15 protein-coding genes are annotated in these 14,601 nt (G+C 43.7%); all 15 read left to right on the top strand.

The genetic code is table 11. The features are described 5' to 3' along the window. Window positions 1-39: 39 nt before the first annotated feature. The 15 genes from AC0VYO_RS20595 (at window position 40) to spoIID (ending at window position 14,560) form a co-directional block, all read left to right on the top strand. Complete coding sequence (locus tag AC0VYO_RS20595; protein ID WP_194218393.1) at window positions 40-417, top strand: NADH-quinone oxidoreductase subunit A; 378 nt, start codon at window positions 40-42, stop codon at window positions 415-417. Next, complete coding sequence (locus AC0VYO_RS20590) at window positions 408-926, top strand: NuoB/complex I 20 kDa subunit family protein (RefSeq protein ID WP_194218394.1); 519 nt, start codon at window positions 408-410, stop codon at window positions 924-926. The genes AC0VYO_RS20595 and AC0VYO_RS20590 overlap by 10 nt, the downstream gene beginning before the upstream one ends. Continuing rightward, window positions 923-2,074, top strand: a complete 1,152-nt coding sequence (locus AC0VYO_RS20585; protein WP_475368182.1) for an NADH-quinone oxidoreductase subunit C — start codon at window positions 923-925, stop codon at window positions 2,072-2,074. Before AC0VYO_RS20590 ends, AC0VYO_RS20585 begins: the two co-directional genes overlap by 4 nt. Before the next feature lie 2 nt (window positions 2,075-2,076). Beyond that, on the top strand, window positions 2,077-3,177 hold the full coding sequence (locus tag AC0VYO_RS20580) for an NADH-quinone oxidoreductase subunit D (protein ID WP_475368181.1): 1,101 nt from the start codon (window positions 2,077-2,079) through the stop codon (window positions 3,175-3,177). Continuing rightward, on the top strand, window positions 3,177-4,184 hold the full coding sequence (gene nuoH, locus AC0VYO_RS20575) for an NADH-quinone oxidoreductase subunit NuoH (protein ID WP_194218397.1): 1,008 nt from the start codon (window positions 3,177-3,179) through the stop codon (window positions 4,182-4,184). Before AC0VYO_RS20580 ends, nuoH begins: the two co-directional genes overlap by 1 nt. A gap of 19 nt (window positions 4,185-4,203) precedes the next feature. After that, window positions 4,204-4,623, top strand: coding sequence for an NADH-quinone oxidoreductase subunit NuoI (gene nuoI / locus AC0VYO_RS20570; RefSeq protein ID WP_194218398.1), 420 nt, complete (start codon window positions 4,204-4,206; stop codon window positions 4,621-4,623). Beyond that, on the top strand, window positions 4,620-5,138 hold the full coding sequence (locus tag AC0VYO_RS20565) for an NADH-quinone oxidoreductase subunit J (protein WP_194218399.1): 519 nt from the start codon (window positions 4,620-4,622) through the stop codon (window positions 5,136-5,138). The genes nuoI and AC0VYO_RS20565 overlap by 4 nt, the downstream gene beginning before the upstream one ends. After that, on the top strand, window positions 5,135-5,449 hold the full coding sequence (nuoK, locus tag AC0VYO_RS20560; RefSeq protein WP_194218400.1) for an NADH-quinone oxidoreductase subunit NuoK: 315 nt from the start codon (window positions 5,135-5,137) through the stop codon (window positions 5,447-5,449). Before AC0VYO_RS20565 ends, nuoK begins: the two co-directional genes overlap by 4 nt. 16 nt (window positions 5,450-5,465) lie before the next feature. Next, window positions 5,466-7,307: an NADH-quinone oxidoreductase subunit L gene (gene nuoL / locus AC0VYO_RS20555; protein WP_475368180.1), complete on the top strand. Its 1,842-nt coding sequence runs from the start codon at window positions 5,466-5,468 to the stop codon at window positions 7,305-7,307. Continuing rightward, window positions 7,307-8,806 (top strand): complex I subunit 4 family protein, encoded by a 1,500-nt coding sequence (locus AC0VYO_RS20550; RefSeq protein ID WP_283153348.1) that lies wholly within the window; start codon window positions 7,307-7,309, stop codon window positions 8,804-8,806. The genes nuoL and AC0VYO_RS20550 overlap by 1 nt, the downstream gene beginning before the upstream one ends. A 3-nt stretch (window positions 8,807-8,809) precedes the next feature. Then, window positions 8,810-10,336 (top strand): NADH-quinone oxidoreductase subunit NuoN, encoded by a 1,527-nt coding sequence (gene nuoN / locus AC0VYO_RS20545; RefSeq protein WP_475368179.1) that lies wholly within the window; start codon window positions 8,810-8,812, stop codon window positions 10,334-10,336. A 205-nt stretch (window positions 10,337-10,541) separates the two neighbouring features. Next, window positions 10,542-10,775, top strand: coding sequence for a DUF1146 family protein (locus AC0VYO_RS20540; RefSeq protein WP_098445370.1), 234 nt, complete (start codon window positions 10,542-10,544; stop codon window positions 10,773-10,775). Window positions 10,776-11,266: 491 nt separating this feature from the next. Continuing rightward, complete coding sequence (locus AC0VYO_RS20535) at window positions 11,267-12,013, top strand: YwmB family TATA-box binding protein (protein ID WP_475366141.1); 747 nt, start codon at window positions 11,267-11,269, stop codon at window positions 12,011-12,013. 29 nt (window positions 12,014-12,042) lie between these two features. Then, window positions 12,043-13,371: a UDP-N-acetylglucosamine 1-carboxyvinyltransferase gene (gene murA, locus AC0VYO_RS20530; RefSeq protein WP_430245331.1), complete on the top strand. Its 1,329-nt coding sequence runs from the start codon at window positions 12,043-12,045 to the stop codon at window positions 13,369-13,371. A 184-nt stretch (window positions 13,372-13,555) separates the two neighbouring features. Beyond that, a complete protein-coding gene (spoIID, locus tag AC0VYO_RS20525; RefSeq protein ID WP_430245333.1) occupies window positions 13,556-14,560 on the top strand; it encodes a stage II sporulation protein D in 1,005 nt (334 codons plus the stop codon). Window positions 14,561-14,601 lie beyond the last annotated feature (41 nt).

Raw genomic sequence — 14,601 nt, 5'->3', positions numbered from 1 at the left:
GACTAGCAACTTTACAGCACGATGAGAGGAGAGACCTGAATGGGTGAATCGCTTAACGTGTACCAAAATAGTTATCTCTTCGTAATGATGTTTCTTTTACTTGGCCTTCTCCTTCCAGCTGTTGCCCTAACAGCAGGAAGATTCCTTCGTCCTTCAAAACCAACACCTGAGAAACAAACAACCTATGAAAGCGGCATAGAGCCGTTTCACCAAAGCTGGATCCAGTATAACGTTCGCTATTATTTATTCGGACTGCTTTTTGTGATATTTGATGTCGAAACCGTTTTCTTATATCCGTGGGCGGTAGCTTATCAAAAGCTTGGTTTCTTTGCGTTCATCGAAATGATGATCTTTATTGTCATGCTCTTAATTGGCTTACTATACGCATGGAAAAAGAAGGTGCTGAAATGGATATAAACCTAGAGAATATTACACCGGAAGAATATGAAGAAATGAAGCAGAATGTGTTCCTGGCAACGCTTGAAAATGTAAAGGCCTGGGCAAGAAGCAATTCACTATGGCCGCTTACATTTGGTCTCGCATGCTGTGCAATTGAAATGATGGGTTCAGGGGCCTCCCATTACGACCTTGATCGCTTTGGAACATTTTTTCGAACATCGCCAAGACAGTCTGATGTCATGATTGTATCAGGAACCGTAACGAAGAAAATGGCTCCTGTGCTAAAGCGTCTCTATGACCAAATGCCTGAACCTAAATGGGTTATCGCCATGGGTTCGTGTGCCACAGCTGGCGGCCCTTATATTCATTCCTATGCGGTCGTCAAAGGGGTCGATCAAATCGTACCTGTCGACGTATATATCCCTGGATGTCCACCTAATCCAGCGGCACTTATCTATGGAATTAATAAATTACAGGAAAAAATTCGATATGAAGCTCGAACCGGAAAGCGGGTGACCAATCGATGACAGATGGCAAAACACCTGAAGAGCTAGCAGAAGAAAAGCGGATAGCGGTTGAGGAGGCAAAACGGAAAGCCGCTGAGTTACGACAAAAGAAGGCTGCTGAAGCTGAGAAACCTGCAGACGACCTAGAGCTTCAGAAGAAAAAAGCAGTGGCTGCTGCAAAGGCGAAAGCAGCTGCTCTTAAGAAGCAAAAAGAACTGGAAAAAAATGAATCAGTGAGTGAAGAGTCAGACGACCTAGCGTTAGCGAAAAAGAAGGCTGTCGCAGCAGCAAAAGCCAAAGCAGCAGCTCTCAAGAAGCAAAAAGAATTGAAGCAGGATGAAACAGCCAGCGAAGATAGAGACGCTGATCTAGCGAAAAAGAAAGCAGTAGCAGCCGCAAAGGCGAAAGCGGCGGCTCTCAAGAAGCAAAAAGAAATGCAGCAGAATGAAGCAATAAGCAAGGATATGGATACCGATGCCGATCTAGTAAAAAAGAAAGCAGTAGCGGCTGCAAAGGCCAAAGCTGCAGCACTTAAAAAGCAGAAAAAGGATGGAGCGTCTGATATTTCAGATGAGAAAGCGAAAGCGAAAGCAAAAGCAAAAGCGGTAGCTGCCGCAAAAGCGAAGGCGGCTGCAAAGGCGAAAGCAAAAGCATCTGAAGAAAACGAAGAGCCTGTAGAAGAGACCCCTTCACCGAATCAACCTGTCCTTGACCGCTATCTTCACATCATTCAACAAAATCTTGGTGACGATCTTTTAGAAGACGCTTATATTAATCGTCTTGCAAAAGACGTTCCGACGCTCGTTGCTAAAAAACACACGTACTTGAAGCTCGCCCAATTTCTTAAACACAATGAGCTTCTTGCTTTTGACTATCTTTCAGAAACACATGGAACAGATTTTGAATCGCATATGGAAATTTACAATCATCTTTACTCCTATCAGAACAGCCAGAGCGTAGCGCTCAAGGTGAAGATAGATCGAGACGAACCAGTTATTGATTCCCTCACGTCCCTCTGGGTAGGGGCGGACTGGCCCGAACGTGAGGGATTTGATTTACTTGGCATCGTGTTTAAAGGGCATCCCAATTTAACACGAATTATGATGCCTGATGACTGGGTAGGGCATCCCCTTCGAAAAGATTATGAGCCGTATGATGTGGAGGTGTAGCAATGATACGGACAGAGGAAATGCTTTTGAATGTAGGACCTCAGCATCCGAGCACTCATGGTGTCTTTCGCATTGTTCTCAAAATTGATGGAGAAATCATTAAGGAAGCTAAGCCGGTTATTGGTTATCTGCACAGGGGAACAGAAAAAATTGCGGAGAACCTTCAATATACGCAGATCATCCCATATACCGACCGGATGGACTATTTGGCTGCGATGACGAATAATTACATCCTCTGTCATGCCGTTGAGACGATGATGGCAATGGAGCTTCCAGAGCGGGCAGATTATCTTCGCATTATTGTCATGGAGCTTGGACGAGTAGCGAGTCATCTCGTTTGGTTCGGAACATACCTTCTCGATATTGGTGCGATGAGCCCATTTCTATATGCGTTCAGAGAGAGAGAAGTCATCATTAACCTACTAACCGAAATTTCAGGTGGTCGTCTTACCTTTAATTATATGCGCGTAGGCGGAGTGAAGTGGGATGCGCCAGATGGATGGCTTGATAAAGTTCGTGCTTTTGTTCCTTATATGAGAGAACAGCTTGCTGGCTATCACGATCTTGTGACGGGGAATGAAATTTTTATGGCAAGAATCAAAGGAGTAGGTGCTTATTCGAAAGAAAAAGCACTTTCGTATTCCTTGAGTGGGGCGAACCTTCGGTGTACCGGTGTGAAATGGGACCTTAGAAAAAACGAACCGTATTCGCTTTATAACCGCTTTGAATTTGATGTTCCAGTCTTCCGTGAAGGCGATGCGCTAGCGCGTTACCATTGTCGCATGGCTGAGATCGAAGAAGCGTTGAAGATTGTAGAACAAGCGGTAGAGCAAATTCCATCTGAAGGACCTGTTATGGCAAAAGTACCGCGGATTATTAAACCGCCTGCAGGAGAGACTTACGTTCGAATTGAATCACCACGTGGCGAAATCGGTTGCTACATCGCATCAAAAGGAAAGAAAGAACCTTATCGCCTAAAGTTCCGCCGTCCCTCCTTTTATAACTTACAAATACTACCTGAGTTGTTAGAAGGGCAAAACATCTCGAACTTGATTGCGATCCTCGGGGGCATTGATATTGTGCTCGGGGAGGTGGATGGGTAATGATCAACAACATGCTTGGATCTACACCGAGCTACTGGCAGACACTTGGATTTTTCCTTGTAGGTGCTGCGATGTTGATGGTCGTACTCGGTTTTGTAACGTACGCTATTTTGGCAGAGCGAAAAGTACTGGGCTTTATGCAGCTCCGCCATGGTCCAAACAGAGTAGGGGGAAGGTTCGGTTTACTGCAAACGGTAGCGGATGTGCTGAAGCTTTTACTTAAAGAAGATACCATCCCAAGAGACGCAGATCGTCCATTGTTTATCATTGCACCGGTTGTCGCGTTTGCCCCAGCCTTCATTGTGATTGCCGCCCTTCCATTAACAGAACGAGTTTCGTTTGCGAACATTGGCGTTGGTTTGCTTTATTATATTGCGATTTCTGGCATTTCTACGATCGGAATCCTGGCAGGGGGCTGGGCATCAAACAATAAGTACGCTCTTCTTGGTAGCATGCGCTCAGCGGCTCAAATGATTTCCTATGAAATTCCACTTGTCATGAGTGTGATCGGCATCGTGCTTTTGACAGGATCGCTTAATTTAAACACGATTATTGCCGAGCAGGAGAATGTGGCATTTCTTTTTAAGCAACCGCTCGCCTTTGTAATTTTTCTAATTGCTTCTGTTGCTGAATTGAACCGTACGCCGTTTGATTTACCCGAGGCGGAATCCGAGCTCGTAGCCGGATATCATGTTGAATATTCTGGCTTCCGCTGGGCGTTCTTCATGCTTGCAGAATACGTATATTTATTCGCTATGGCTTCGCTAACGACGATTCTATTTCTTGGCGGCTGGCAGGCGATTCCTTACTTATCTTTTATTCCAGGACCAGTCTGGTTTGCACTGAAATTTATCCTAGTCGTCTTCGTGATGATCTGGATTCGCGGTACATTCCCTCGACTAAGAGCGGATCAACTCATGTCCTTTGGCTGGAAAGTACTATTGCCACTCGCACTATTGAACATTTTTCTAACGACCGTTGTCATTGAAATCATTCGTTCATTCTAGATAAGGGAGGAAGCCCAACATGCGAGGACTTGCGAAAGGTTTAGCTTACACCCTCAAAAATATGACGAAAGAGAAAGTAACCTATAACTATCCGGATCAGCCACTAGCCTTACCAGATCGATTTCGTGGCATTCAGAAGTTTTATCCTGAGAAGTGTATTGTCTGTAATCAATGCGTTGCCATATGCCCAACTGACTGCATCACCTTATCAGGTAAGAAGCATCCAGACCCAAGCAAGAAAGGTAAAATCATCGACACGTATGATATTAACTTCGAAATTTGCATTCTTTGTGACCTTTGCACAGAGGTATGCCCGACCGAAGCGATCATTATGACGAATAATTTCGAGCTTGCCGAATATAGCCGGGATGATCTTTTTAAGAATTTAGAATGGCTCGATGAAAATGATACGAACCTTCGAAAGGAAAATAAAGTATGACCGGAGAGCTGCTCGTCTTTCTTTTCCTATTTCTTGTGACGATTACTGGCGGCTTGCTGATGATTAATCTAACGAAAGTGATTCATATGATGATGGCGTTAGTGCTAACTTTTCTCGGCATTGCTGGACTTTACGTGATGCTTTCAGCAGAATTCGTGGCTGTTGTGCAAGTTCTGATTTATTCTGGCGCTATTACGATCATCATGTTATTTGGCATCATGCTCACGAAGCATTCTGAAGAAGAATCGAAAACAAGCTGGGCAAAGAAAGGGCTCGTTTTAACTGGGATCACCGTATTCTTTCTGATCGTCTTTAAAGGCATTCGTACTGTTTCTCTCGGGCCACAAGCAGAGAGCTTGCACGAAAATAATACGGAGCAAATAGGTATGATGTTGTTCACAGATTACGTTATTCCATTTGAACTTGTATCTGTGCTCCTACTCGTCGCTCTTGTCGGAGCGATCATTATTGCAAAGAAAGATGATCCCGATGATAAAGAAGGTGAGCAGTCATGAGCTCAATCCCGCTTTCGGCTTTTCTATTAACGGCGTTGATTCTTTTTTGTATCGGTCTCTACGGGGCGTTAACGAAGCGGAACGCCGTCATCGTCCTCATCTCGATCGAGTTAATGCTGAATGCAGTGAACTTAAATCTTGTAGCTTTTGCAAAATACGGCGTAGGTGCTTCGATTCGGGGTCAGGTATTTTCTCTTTTTACCATTACAGTCGCTGCAGCGGAAGCCGCTGTCGGCCTTGCCATTCTTATGGCGCTTTATCGGAACAGGGCTACCGTCAATGTAGATGAAATGAATACACTCAAAAAGTAGCGAAGGGGGTATAAAAGTGGACTATGTCTGGCTTATACCAATGTTGCCGCTTCTATCGTTTCTCATCATTCTATTCACTAGGCCGATTCTTTATCGAAAAGCCGGCGTTGTGGGCACCGTTCTCGCTGGTGCTGCCTTTATTTGTTCCCTTCTCGTGCTTTACAGTCATTTCGTTCAAGGGAACTATCTCGTAGAACACAACTGGCTCTCCATCGATTTAGTGGTGATTACGGTGGGCCTTGAAGTGAATCCGCTAAATGCTTTGATGCTCGTGATCGTCACGCTTGTCAGCTTTCTCGTACATATGTATTCGATCGGTTATATGGCGAATGACGAGCGCTATGCAACGTTCTTTAGTTATCTTGGTCTGTTCACTTTTGCGATGACGGCTCTCGTTCTCTCACCAAACCTCCTTCAACTTTATGTTTTCTGGGAGCTTGTTGGTGTTTGTTCCTTTCTACTAGTAGGTTTTTATTTCTATAAACCAGAAGCAAAGGCAGCTGCAAAAAAAGCTTTTATCGTCACAAGGATTGGAGATATTGGGCTGCTTATTGCGATTTTTCTTCTCTTTTGGCAAACAGGAAGCTTTGAACTCGATGTCATTTTTGAAGCGGCTCAAGCAGGCGATATTGCCCCTTCAATGGTCACGCTAATAGCGATTCTTATTTTCGTAGGGGCGATAGGAAAATCTGGTCAGTTCCCGCTCCACACATGGCTTCCTGATGCGATGGAAGGTCCAACCCCAGTCTCGGCTTTAATCCATGCAGCGACAATGGTTGCTGCGGGTGTTTATCTCGTTGCTGTCATGTATCCACTCTTCGCAAGTTCAGAAACGGCTATGACAACCGTTGGCATAACAGGTGGATTCACCGCCATTTTTGCAGCGACAATCGCCCTTGTCCAGAAAGACATTAAACGCATACTTGCCTACTCAACCATTAGTCAACTAGGGTATATGATGCTTGCCCTTGGTGCAGCGGGCTACACAGCAGGAATTTTCCACCTGACAACTCATGCGTTCTTTAAAGCCTTACTCTTTCTTGCTGCAGGAAGTGTGATCCATGCGGTCCATGAACAAAACATTCATAAAATGGGGGGACTTCGAAAAAAACTGCCTATCACAGCAGTTCTCTTCTTAATAGGTTGCTTATCCATTTCTGGATTTCCGCTATTTGCAGGTTTTTTTAGTAAGGATGAGATACTTGTCGCGACTTATGCGGATGGGCGCTACATTTTATTTGCGATTGCTTTAGTAACCGCTTTTCTGACAGCGTTTTATATGTTTCGTCTTTACTTCCTCGTCTTTTCTGGCACAGGTTCGAGTGAAGCGAAAGAGTCTTCTCGGGTGATGTTGATTCCAATGATTGTCCTTTCGGCTTTGGCTATTGTTGCAGGGTATATTCAGACAACATGGTTCGGTTCGTTTCTTGGTGACTGGCTAGAAACGAGTCCTTATCCGATATTAGCCAATCATCATTCAGGACCCTCGTGGATTCCGATCAGTGCGAGTTTGTTAGCCATTGCAGGAATTGGACTCGCCTGGTTCATGTATGTAAGAAAAGGCATGGCTCCAGATGAAGGGAGCGAAGTGCATAAGCTGTTAACGCATCAATATTATATCGACGAAATATACGAAGCTACCTTTGTAAAAGGAACCCGCGTGATCGGTTATTTCTGGTTGTATTTTGATCGCTTTATTATTGAAGGAGGCGCTCAAGGCATAACGGGAATTGTAAAGCACTTAGGAAAAGTAGGAGCAAGAATTCAATCCGGTCAGGTTCAAACATACGGCACCGTAGCATTCTCTGGTTTAGTGGTCGTGCTCCTATTAATAGCGGTATTTGGGGGGTATTTCTAATGGATGAGTCTTACTTGCTAACGATCTTGATTTTCTCCCCACTACTTGGTGTCATCGTGCTTGCTATGATGCCTTCACAGCATCAATCAATTAAAACAGTTGGCATTCTTGGCACTGTGCTACCACTAACGTTAACGATTTTTGTATTTAGCTTATACGATCGAACAGTATCAGGGGTTCAATTTGCGGAAACACATCAATGGTTTGAGTTAATGACTGCGATTAGTCCAAACGAGCCTTATCCAGTGACTTATGATCTTGGGGTGACAGGGCTATCGCTTCTTTTTCTAATGCTATCTTCATTGATTACGTTTCTCGCCTCACTTGCAGCCCTTCGCATTCAAGAAGGTGTGAAAGGCTTTTATATCCTGTTTTTGATACTGGAACTTGGCATTCTCGGCGTTTTTTCAAGCGAAAACTTGTTTTTGTTTTTCTTATTCTTTGAAATGACTCTTGTTGCGATGTTTCTACTTGTAGGGAAATGGGGCGGATATGAGCGGGAAAAAGCAGCCTTCTCTTTCTTAGTTTACAACGGGATAGGCTCGATCCTATTGTTGATTGTCATTATCGTTCTCTTTGTTGAGACGAGAACGACTAATATTAGTGAGCTAACCTCCCTCTTACAAGAGACAGAGTCCTATGAAATCATATCTGGAAACACTAGAATGTGGCTGTTTGCCCTGCTGTTACTGGCATTTGGTACAAAGCTTCCAATCGTACCGCTACATACGTGGATGGTACGAGTACACGTGGAGGCTCCAATCGCCATTGTGATGATTCACGCCGGTGTATTACTTAAAATAGGCGCATATGGACTCATACGTTTCGGAGCAGGATTCTTTCCAGAGCAGCTAAAAGAAACGGCAGTTCTTCTAGCTATTCTTGGCGTCATTAATTTGCTGTATGGTGCTTTTATTGCCCTAGTTCAAACAGAACTTCGCGCTGTTCTAGCCTATTCCTCGATTTCGCATATGGGAATCGTCATTCTGGGCGTTGCTTCATTTAATACCGCGGGTCTTCAAGGGGCAGTGTTCCAAACAATTTCTCATGGTCTTATTGCAGCGCTGCTGTTCCTGCTTGTTGGTGTACTGATCGACCGTTTTCACACGACAAAACTTGGAGAATTAGGTGGTATTGCAAGTCAGACGCCCCTTTTTGCAGGTTTTTTCCTGGCAGCCGGGCTGGCATCACTTGGATTACCTGGAATGAGCGGTTTCATCAGTGAATTTCTAGCTTTTTTAGGCTTATTTGAAACGATGCCTGTAATCGGAAGCATTGGCGTAATTGGTCTCATTTTAACAGCGGTTTATATGCTTCGCGCCGTTCTTGCGGTTACCTTTGGTGAAAGACGCCCAACGTTTGATAAGGAAAGAGATCTATCTGCCGTTGAGCTTGTTCCATCAGCTATTCTACTCAGTATGATTATTTGGATTGGTGTCTATCCTGCAGTGTTATCTAACACACTTCAAATCGCTCGTACACTCGGGATCGGAGGTTAACGAATGGATATCGATACGTTGCTAGCGTACCAATGGAGCAGTATGATGCCGGAATTCACTATACTAGTAACAGCAGTTGCACTCTCGTTGATCGATCTCTTTATGGATAAAAAGCGAGATAGGTCTATTCTCGTTTGGCTCGCAATCGTCGGCATCGCACTGGCCATTGTCTTTCTTATTTTTCAGTTTGATAATGGAGTTGTCACGATTCTAAATCAAACTTACCGACTGGATTCTTTTGCGAAAGCGTTTAAGCTTCTTATGCTAATTGGAACTGGTTTCGTTATGCTTCTAGGCTTGAAAACGAATGATCTAAGCGAAGTGAAAGGTGAGTACCACTACCTTCTTCTAACGGGTTTACTAGGTGGTATGATGATGGCTTCGAGTGCAGATCTGATTACGCTTTTTGTAGGTCTAGAATTATTAAGCTTATCTTCATATGTTCTAGTGGGAATTCGAAAGAAAGATAAGCTCGCAAATGAAGCGGCGTTTAAATATGTCGTTAATGGCGGTATAGCGACTGCGATCACGCTGTTTGGGATGAGCTATTTATTTGGACTTACTGGAGAAACGAATATATATGAAATTCAAGCGCTAATGGGAAGCGAAGTAGTAACGGAAAATCGTTATCTTGCCGTTTTTGCTTTTCTCATGATATTCGTTGGTCTAGCCTTTAAAATTACGGCTGCTCCGTTTCATATGTGGGCACCAGATGTATACCAGGGAGCCGAAACACCGATTACAGCTTATCTTAGTGTTGTTTCTAAAATAGCTGGATTTGCAATCACACTTAGACTGCTAATGGTACCGTTTGTCTTTGCACCTGGTACAGGAAAAGTGATTACGCCAGAGGGAATCAGCTATGAAACGCTACTTGTATCGGTTCGACCTTATCTTGTTCTATTAGCTGTTCTAACGATTCTTATAGGAAATGTGATGGCACTCAGACAGCTGAACGCAAAACGACTTTTGGCTTATTCCAGCATTGCGCACGCAGGGTATCTTCTCGTACCGTTTGCCGCTCTTTCTGAGTTAGTCTTTGATGCTGTGTGGTTTTATCTCGCCGCTTATCTGTTGATGAATCTGGGGGCTTTCGCTGTCATCCATGCCTTGGCGGAAAATGACGAGGAGGTCACGGTGGCTTCGTTTGCAGGACTATTTCAGCGAGCGCCGTATGTAACCATTGCTATGACGATCTATCTTCTATCTCTCGCTGGTATCCCGCTCACAGCTGGTTTTATCGGTAAGTTTGAGATTTTCATGAGTGCTCTTGGTACCGAACCGAAGCGATATTTTTTAGTAGTCGCTATGCTAGCGGGCACAGTGCTTTCCTATGTTTATTATTTTGGGCTGTTTATTCAAATGTACTTTAGACCTTCCCAAACAAAAAGGCCGGTTTTGGCATCAAATGGCATCGTCACCGTGCTAGCTATAACGGCAGCTGGAACCGTTTTGCTTGGGGTTTTCCCTTCCATTGCGTTATCCTTTATACATGATCATTTTCAATTTCTAGAGATTTTTAATCCTTAGAACAGCAGATCATTCTGCTGTTTTTTTCATGAATGAGTGCATTCCTACCAGATTATGACGAAAATGACTTATTTTGAATTGAAATAATCCCTTTTATAGTGGGAAAGTAGGGTATTCATTTGAGTGGAAATCTTTTATAATAGGCTCTTAGATGGAAAAATGTACGTTTGTCGAATGGTGCACTTGCAGATGGGGGGTAGAGAAGATGACAGAAGCACTGGCGCAACAATCGATTTTAACGATTGTCATTAACCTGGTTTTCATTATGATCACCTGGTGGGCGCTACAAACCGTTCGGTTCGATGTATTCTTTAAAAAGCCGAACAGTCCACAGGCGAAAGTCCTCATGATTTTACTAACCCTAAGCATCGGCTCCCTCGCAAGCAGTTTCTTCCTAGATTACTACAACTGGTCACTCCGTCTACAATATTTCTTTTGAAAAATGAAAAGCGAAAACCCCCGTTTAGGCCCGACAAGCGCTGGAACCATTCAGAATGAACACGTTCTTTGTGTTCATTCTGAATGGTGAAGCGATCGAGGGACTGGGGGTTGTAGCTAGACAAAGAAAAGCGAAAACCCCCGTTTAGGCCCGACAAGCGCTGGAGCCATTTAGAATGAACACGGTCTTTGTGTTCAATCTAAATGGTGAAGCGATCGAGGGACTGGGGGTTGTAGCTAGACAATGAAAAGCGAATGCGCCCGTTTAAACCCGACAAGCGCTGGAACCATTCAGCACGAACACATGCGTTCAATCTGAAAGCCGAAGCGACTTAAGGGACTGTGGGCGCAGCAGCTAAACAAACACACCAGCGTTAACATACAGAAGCTTCGTACGGAATTTGTCGGGAACTGACTACAACTTCCATGTATGCACTCCCTCCTCGTGGTCACACTGAAAGATAAGAAGACCTGAACGGGGAGAGGGTTAAGATGAAGCTTCTAATCGGAGTATTATCTATTTTACTTTTAGTGAGTTTTTCAAATGGTACATCGGTCTCAATTGAAGATGACACGGAAGTAAAAGTAACCGAAATGGCGAATGTTTTATTAACCCACAATTATTCAATTGAGGGCTGGTCTCTTTACACACGAGAAAAAGTGAGTTTCATCAAGGAGTCCTTAGGGTACAAAGGTATTACGTCTAAGCTTACAGAAAGAGCACCCGGTTTTTCATGGGGTGATCTGGTAAAAAATGATGGAAATGTAAAAGTAAGTGGGACAAGAATTGATTCTAAGCTAGGTACGAAAGAAACACTGACACTCGTGTCTTATCCAGAAAACAATCGCATTAGCTCTTATCTTATTTACAAAATGGAAATAACAGGATTTTCTCAGGAGGAATGGCGAACAACGTACGAACGTTTTAAGGCACAAAAGACACAATTATACCCGCAAGAATCACCAGTTTTCACTTGTTTTGTAGGCGAGAAAAATGATACAATGAACATTGTTTTGTACAATGAAGCAGACAAGCTGTTAGGAGCTTTTTCCGCTTCAAAAGTAGAAGAAATCAATGAAGAGACGTTTGTATCTCTTTCCGCATACCATGAAGAGTGGGAAGAAGATCTTGTAACGAACAACAAGAGAATGAACATACAAATAGCATTACGCAATACAGGAATAGGCGGCGGAATAACCGCAACAATTGGCACACCAATAATTACGACTGAATATTAATATACAAATAGGACGCGGAGGGGAATACGTTGGAAAAAATCATCGTCCGAGGTGGCAGGAGATTGTCTGGCTCTGTGAAAGTTGAAGGAGCTAAAAATGCAGTCTTGCCCGTCATCACAGCATCTATTTTAGCAGGAGAAGGCACGAGCACGTTAAAAGATGTGCCTGCCCTTTCAGATGTACACACGATAAGTGAAGTATTAAGCTATCTTAATGTTGAGACGCAAATAGAAGGCAACACGATTAAAGTAGACGCAACAAAACCTTTGGAAACAGAGGCACCATTTGAAGCAGTTCGTAAAATGCGAGCTTCGTTTCTTGTAATGGGACCACTTTTGGCCCGTGTGGGTCATGCTCGTATTGCACTACCTGGAGGTTGCGCAATTGGTTCAAGACCAATTGATCAGCATCTTAAAGGGTTTGAAGCGATGGGTGCAGAAGTTACGATTGGTAACGGCTTTATTGAAGCAGGTATTAAAGGAAGACTTCAAGGAGCAAAGATTTATCTTGATTTCCCAAGTGTAGGCGCCACTGAGAACATTATGATGGCTGCTGTACTTGCTGAAGGTACGACAGTAATGGAAAACGTTGCTCAAGAGCCTGAGATCGTTTGTCTTGCAAATTATTTGAACGCTATGGGTGCGAAAGTTCGCGGTGCAGGTACTGCTACAATCCGCATTGAAGGCGTTGAGAAACTAGTTGGAGCAGAGCATGCTGTCATTCCAGACCGTATTGAAGCAGGAACATTCATGGTAGCTGCTGCAATTACTGGTGGTAACGTTCTAATTGAGAATGCTGTATCTGAACATCTTCGTCCACTTATTGCAAAAATGGAAGAAATGGGCGTAGAAATTACAGAAGAAGGTCAGGGACTTCGTATTGTTGGACCTGAAACGCTTAAGCCTGTTGATTTAAAAACAATGCCTCACCCTGGATTCCCGACGGATATGCAATCCCAGATGATGGCGTTGCTACTTCAAGCGAAGGGTACAAGTGTGATTACTGAAACAGTATTTGAAAATCGGTTCATGCACGTGGAAGAATTCCGCCGCATGAATGGTAACATTAAGATTGAAGGACGCGCTGCTATTATCGAAGGGCCTTCTACACTTCAAGGTGCAGAAGTATCCGCTACTGATTTGCGCGCTGGAGCTGCTTTGATTCTTGCAGGACTTGTAGCTGATGGCTACACTCGCGTTGATGAGCTTAAGCACTTGGATCGCGGTTACGTGAACTTCTCTGGAAAGCTTGCAAGTCTTGGAGCTGACGTTGAACGCGTAACAGTTGATGAAGATGCAAAGCCTGCAACAGAAACAACTGAAGAGCAATCAGTTAACATGAAACCAAAATTTGCATAATCTAATAATAAAGAAAAAAAGGAGGCCACTGGCCTCCTTTTTTGTATGCAACCAAAATAAATACTATATTTAATGACTGACAGATTATTGGTAAAAAACGTTTTGGCTGCTAGCATTTCTGTTCTAAATGGTTGTCCAACTCCATACGATGATAGGGGTAAACAATCGAGAAGGAGGCATGCGGATGAAGCGAATGGTAGGTTCACTTATTCTATTTGCAGCGATTCTAATCCTTCTTCCATCTATCCTGGTTTTACCTTTTGGAACAACGGAGATGAAGCAACCAGTAAGTGAAGGAAATCAGATGGCTGAGAAGAAGGTGGCAGAAGTGGTGGAAGTGGAAGTTCCGGTCTATCGTTCAGCAAAGACTGTGACGACGAGCATACCGATCGAAGATTATGTGAAAGGCGTTGTTGCTGCTGAGATGCCTACAGATTTCAATATGGAAGCTTTAAAGGCTCAAGCTCTCACAGCGAGAACATTTGTCGTAACAAAGCTCACAAACCCTCCTGCGGACCTTCCCGATCAAGCGGTTGTAACGGATACGGTTCAGGATCAGGTATATAGAGATGAAGCCGAGCTTAAGAAAGCATGGGGCAAAGACTTTGAAGAGAAATATGCAAGAATAGAAGAAGCAGTTCAAGCCACGGCAGGGCAAATTTTAACGTATGATGGGAATCCGATTTATGCTTCCTTTTTCTCAACAAGCAACGGCTATACCGAGAATTCGGAAGATTATTGGGAAAATAAAGCTCCGTACTTAAGAAGTGTCGAAAGTCCTTGGGACGTTGATTCTCCAAAGTATGAAGACAAAGCGACGTTTACAGTAGCCGACTTCGAAAAGAAGTTAGGAGTCACGCTCACTAATGACCAATCGATTGGAACGATCAAAAACTTGACGGAAGGTAAAAGAGTTGCGGAAGTTTCAATAAATGGGAAGCAGTTTACAGGAAGAGAAGTCAGGGACCTTCTTGGCCTTCGTTCTTCTGACTTCACATGGGACCGGAGCGGCGATACGATTACTGTTTCCACGAAAGGATTTGGGCACGGCGTAGGCATGAGTCAATATGGAGCTAATGGAATGGCTGAGGACGGCAGTGCTTACTCTGATATCGTTAAATATTATTATCAAGGTGTTGCCATTAGTGAAATGGAAAAATACGTGACGAATTTTACAGCCCAAAGATAAAAGGCCGCATTTAATGCGGCCTTTTATCTTTGGGTAAGTTT

The sequence above is a fragment of the Anaerobacillus sp. 63XJN7_4_ISO-PGPR-S23-413 genome, from assembly GCF_056173725.1.
This window is presented reverse-complemented; position numbering and strand designations above follow the sequence as displayed.

What these genes read in the sequence shown, in the direction of transcription:
- AC0VYO_RS20590 (WP_194218394.1), top strand. Translation starts at nt 408, where the DNA reads ATGGATATAAACCTAGAGAATATTACACCGGAAGAATATGAAGAAATG.
- nuoK (WP_194218400.1), top strand. Translation starts at nt 5,135, where the DNA reads ATGAGCTCAATCCCGCTTTCGGCTTTTCTATTAACGGCGTTGATTCTT.
- AC0VYO_RS20585 (WP_475368182.1), top strand. Translation starts at nt 923, where the DNA reads ATGACAGATGGCAAAACACCTGAAGAGCTAGCAGAAGAAAAGCGGATA.
- AC0VYO_RS20595 (WP_194218393.1), top strand. Translation starts at nt 40, where the DNA reads ATGGGTGAATCGCTTAACGTGTACCAAAATAGTTATCTCTTCGTAATG.
- spoIID (WP_430245333.1), top strand. Translation starts at nt 13,556, where the DNA reads ATGAAGCGAATGGTAGGTTCACTTATTCTATTTGCAGCGATTCTAATC.
- AC0VYO_RS20540 (WP_098445370.1), top strand. Translation starts at nt 10,542, where the DNA reads ATGACAGAAGCACTGGCGCAACAATCGATTTTAACGATTGTCATTAAC.
- nuoN (WP_475368179.1), top strand. Translation starts at nt 8,810, where the DNA reads ATGGATATCGATACGTTGCTAGCGTACCAATGGAGCAGTATGATGCCG.
- nuoI (WP_194218398.1), top strand. Translation starts at nt 4,204, where the DNA reads ATGCGAGGACTTGCGAAAGGTTTAGCTTACACCCTCAAAAATATGACG.
- AC0VYO_RS20550 (WP_283153348.1), top strand. Translation starts at nt 7,307, where the DNA reads ATGGATGAGTCTTACTTGCTAACGATCTTGATTTTCTCCCCACTACTT.
- AC0VYO_RS20565 (WP_194218399.1), top strand. Translation starts at nt 4,620, where the DNA reads ATGACCGGAGAGCTGCTCGTCTTTCTTTTCCTATTTCTTGTGACGATT.
- nuoH (WP_194218397.1), top strand. Translation starts at nt 3,177, where the DNA reads ATGATCAACAACATGCTTGGATCTACACCGAGCTACTGGCAGACACTT.
- AC0VYO_RS20535 (WP_475366141.1), top strand. Translation starts at nt 11,267, where the DNA reads ATGAAGCTTCTAATCGGAGTATTATCTATTTTACTTTTAGTGAGTTTT.
- AC0VYO_RS20580 (WP_475368181.1), top strand. Translation starts at nt 2,077, where the DNA reads ATGATACGGACAGAGGAAATGCTTTTGAATGTAGGACCTCAGCATCCG.